General features: G+C 68.1%; 3 protein-coding genes and 1 tRNA gene. 3 read left to right on the top strand and 1 reads right to left on the bottom strand.

What is annotated here, in order from left to right; all coding sequences use genetic code 11:
• The coding region (locus JWQ05_RS19355) for an SIS domain-containing protein (protein ID WP_299662099.1) at nucleotides 1–722 on the top strand (722 nt) is incomplete at its 5' end.
• Between the two features lie 4 nt (nucleotides 723–726).
• Here JWQ05_RS19355 and JWQ05_RS19350 read toward each other — a convergent pair.
• Entirely contained in the window at nucleotides 727–2,052 is a 1,326-nt protein-coding gene (locus JWQ05_RS19350; RefSeq protein ID WP_299662096.1) for an MFS transporter, read from the bottom strand.
• A 161-nt stretch (nucleotides 2,053–2,213) separates the two neighbouring features.
• On the opposite strand from JWQ05_RS19350, the gene JWQ05_RS19345 reads away from it, so the two are divergent.
• On the top strand, nucleotides 2,214–3,017 hold the full coding sequence (locus JWQ05_RS19345; RefSeq protein ID WP_299662093.1) for an ABC transporter substrate-binding protein: 804 nt from the start codon (nucleotides 2,214–2,216) through the stop codon (nucleotides 3,015–3,017).
• Nucleotides 3,018–3,245: 228 nt separating this feature from the next.
• Nucleotides 3,246–3,319: transfer RNA gene (locus JWQ05_RS19340), tRNA-Arg, on the top strand.
• Nucleotides 3,320–3,609: the final 290 nt, after the last annotated feature.

Here is a 3,609-nt window from a genome sequence, read left to right as displayed (position 1 = left end):
TCTCCATCCTCAATGTGCCGACCTCGACCATGGCGCGGGAATCGGACGTCGTGCTGCCAACCTTCGCGGGGCCGGAGATCGGGGTCGCCTCCACCAAGGCCTTCACCTGCCAGCTCACGGTCCTGCTCTGTCTCGCCATCGCGGCGGCCCGCGCCCGGGGCCAGCTCGCCCCCGCGGACGAGCGCGCCCTCGTCGACGCGTTGATCTCCCTTCCTGGCCTGATGGCTCAGGCGGTCAAGCAGGAGGGCGAGATCCAGGTTTTGGCACAGGAGATCGCAAAAGCCCGGGACGTTCTCTATCTCGGGCGCGGCACGGCCTATCCGCTCGCCCTCGAAGGCGCTTTGAAGCTGAAGGAGATCTCCTACATCCATGCCGAGGGCTACGCCGCGGGCGAACTCAAGCACGGCCCGATCGCGCTCATCGACGACGCCATGCCGGTCATCGTCATCGCGCCCCACGACGCGGTCTTCGAGAAGACGGTGTCCAACATGCAGGAGGTCGCCGCACGGGGCGGGCGCATCGTCCTCATCGGCGACGCGACCGGCGCGGCCGAGCATGGGCTGGACACAATGGCGACCCTGACGATGCCGGAGATCGACCCCATCGTCGCGCCGATTCTCTACGCCGTCCCGATCCAGCTGCTGGCCTATCACACCGCCGTGACCATGGGGAAAGACGTCGACCAGCCGCGAAACCTCGCCAAATCCGTCACCGTCGAGTGAGGGTTCAGGCGGACGACACCGGCTCCGCGATGCGCAGGCGGGCGGCCCGCCCCAGGGCGAGGACCATCAGGCTGCCGGCGGCCGTCAAGGCGACGAGGGGCGTGAGCGCCAGCGGGAAGCTGCCGGTCTGGTCCTTGATGACGCCGAGAAGCCAGGTCGCGCCGCCGGTCCCGAGATGCGACAGGGTGTTGATGCCAGCGATTCCCGCACCGGCGGTGCCCACCGAGAGCCATTCGGTGGCGAGCGCCCAGAACGGGCCCTTGATGGCGTAATTGCCCACGAGCACCAGGCTCAGGAGGACCAGCGTCACGCTCAGCGACGACGTCAGGATCGTGGCGAGGAGGCAGGTCGAGGTGAGGGCCAGCGGCAGGGCGGTGCTCCAGACGCGCTCGCCGGAGCGGTCGGCGCGCAGGCCCCAGAGGACCATGAAGACCGAGGCGATGCCGAAGGGGATCATGTTAAGGAAGCCCGTCTCGACGTCCGAGAGGCCGAAGGACTTGAGGATCTGCGGCATCCACAAGGAGAGGGCGTTGCTCGTGGCCGAACTACCGGAGTAGATCAGCGCCAACGCCCAGACATACTTGTTGGCGAGCACCCTCCAGACAGGCAGGTGATCGGTCACCGGGCTCGCCGCCCCGCGATCGGCCGCGATCCGCTCGCTCAGCCAAGCCCGCTCCGCCGGGGTCAGCCACGCGGCCTCGCTCGGGCGGCTCGGCAGGAATGCGAGCGCCGCGAGCCCGAGCAGGACTGCCGGGATCGCCTCCATGACGAACAGCCACTGCCAGCCGCGCAGGCCCGCGATGCCGTCCATCTGCAGCAGGGCCGCCGAAACGGGCGAACCGAGGAAGCTCGACAACGGGATCGCCACCATGAAGGTGGCGACGATCCTGGCCCGGTACGCTTTCGGGAACCAATAGGTCAGGTAGAGGATCACGCCCGGGAAGAAGCCGGCCTCCGCCGCCCCCAGGAGAAACCGCCCGAGGTAGAACGTGTAGGGTCCGGTCACGAAGGCCATGGCGGCGCCGACGAGACCCCAGGTGACCATGATGCGGGCGATCCAGACCCGGGCGCCGAACCGCTCCATGGCGATGTTGCTCGGCACCTCGAACAGCACGTAGGCGAGGAAGAACAGACCACCGCCGATGCCGAACATGGCTTGGCTCAGGCCGACATCCTTGTTCATCGTCAGCGCGGCAAATCCGGCATTGACCCGGTCGATATAGGCGATGAAGTAGCAGAGGATCAGGAACGGCACGAGCCGGAGTCCGACCTTGCGCATGATCGCGGCTTCGGTGGCGGCCGTGTCCGGAGCGGATGAAACGGATTTCATGGGATCAACTCTCGCGCTGGGACGTCACCCGCGCCTCAGGTTGTAAGGCCGCCTTCGACATGCACAACCACCCGGTTCGATTGCACGCGAAACGGTGCCTCCGCGCTGGCGCGGTCCGAGTTCGCTCTTCGGCGGCACCTCGCCGAGGCCCTCGTTGGGTAATGGTGTGCCTGATCGGGCTGGCGATCCTGACCCTGTCCCTGACGATTTGCAGGAGCGTTGCATTGGCCCAGGACCTGACCCCAGAATTGCGCACCGAGATCGCCCCGACGGGGACGCTGCGGGCGGGAATCAATTACGGCAATCCCGTCCTCGCCCAGAAGAGGGCCGACGGAACGCCGGCCGGTGTCTCGGCGGATCTCGCCCGCGAACTCGGGCGGCGCCTCGGCTTGGCCGTGGCATTCGAGACCTTCGACACGGCCGGGGCGGTGGTGGCGGCGCTCGGTGGACCGAGAACCTGGGACGTCGCCTTCCTGGCCATCGACCCGGAGCGGGCCCAGACGATCGCGTTCAGTCCGCCCTACGTCATCATCGAGGGCGCGTATCTGGTCCGCGCCGAGTCGCCGCTGACCGCGAACGATGAAGTCGACCGCCCAGGCATCCAGATCGCCGTCGGGCGCAACACCGCCTACGATCTCTATCTCGGACGCCATCTCAAGGCGGCCGAGCGCGTCTACGCGCCGACCTCCGCCGACGCGCTGACGCTGTTCCTCAAAGATCAGCCCGATGTGCTGGCCTCCGTGCGCCAACCCCTCGAGAGCTATATCCGCACGCATCCCGGCCTGCGCATCCTACCCGGCCGGTTCATGGTGATCGAGCAGGCCGTCGCCACACCGAGGGATCGAGCGGGTGCGGCCGGGTACATGCGCGCTTTCATTGAGGCGATGAAGGCCTCGGGCTTCGTCGCCGATGCGCTCTCGGCCAGCGGCCAGCACGATGCCGTCGTCGCGCCAGCCACGCCCTGACTTCGTGAGCCAGGCTCAAGGAAGTCCTCGTGCAATGGTCGCCACGGCGGGCATCCGACCCGCGCGACGCTCTGCCTGCGCCGCACGGCGTCAACGGCCGATGGCATCGGAGCGTCGTTCCGGACCGGAATTCTAGCCTTCGCGCCGCGCGGGTCGCGCGATGGCCCCTGGCGGCGGAAAGTCTTGACCGGGCGCATCGCGCGTGGCTTTTGAAGCCGTGGCACCCCCGACTCCGTAGCTCAGCTGGATAGAGCTGCCGCCTTCTAAGCGGCTGGTCGTTTGTTCGAGGCCAACCGGGGTCGCCTCAGCCGACATCCAATGCAGCGGAGTCGAAACCGGCGAGGTTTTCCTCGGTGCCCGACGCGGTGACGTGCCGCGCCTGTGCTGGAAGCGGCGCCTGCGCCGACGCGGGCGGCTCAGTCGATGAGCGGCTCCGGGGGGCCGCTGATCTCCGGCGACAGCCGACTGACCATGGTCGCGCTCGCAGCGTTCAGCCCTATCAACTCCACCCGTGCTCCCCGCGCGCGCAGACGGCCCGCGACGCGCTCCAGGGCGCCGACGGCGGAGACGTCCCAGAGATGGGCGTTGGTGA

Origin of the sequence: Methylobacterium sp. (assembly GCF_028290105.1) — a bacterium.
Taxonomy (GTDB): Bacteria; Pseudomonadota; Alphaproteobacteria; order Rhizobiales; family Beijerinckiaceae; genus Methylobacterium.
The sequence above is the reverse complement of the archived record's forward strand: the minus strand, read 5'-3'. Positions and strand labels throughout refer to the sequence as shown.

Bases quoted from the DNA above. Each gene is read 5' to 3' on its own strand.
- JWQ05_RS19350 (WP_299662096.1), bottom strand. From the start codon at position 2,052: ATGAAATCCGTTTCATCCGCTCCGGACACGGCCGCCACCGAAGCCGCG.
- JWQ05_RS19345 (WP_299662093.1), top strand. From the start codon at position 2,214: ATGGTGTGCCTGATCGGGCTGGCGATCCTGACCCTGTCCCTGACGATT.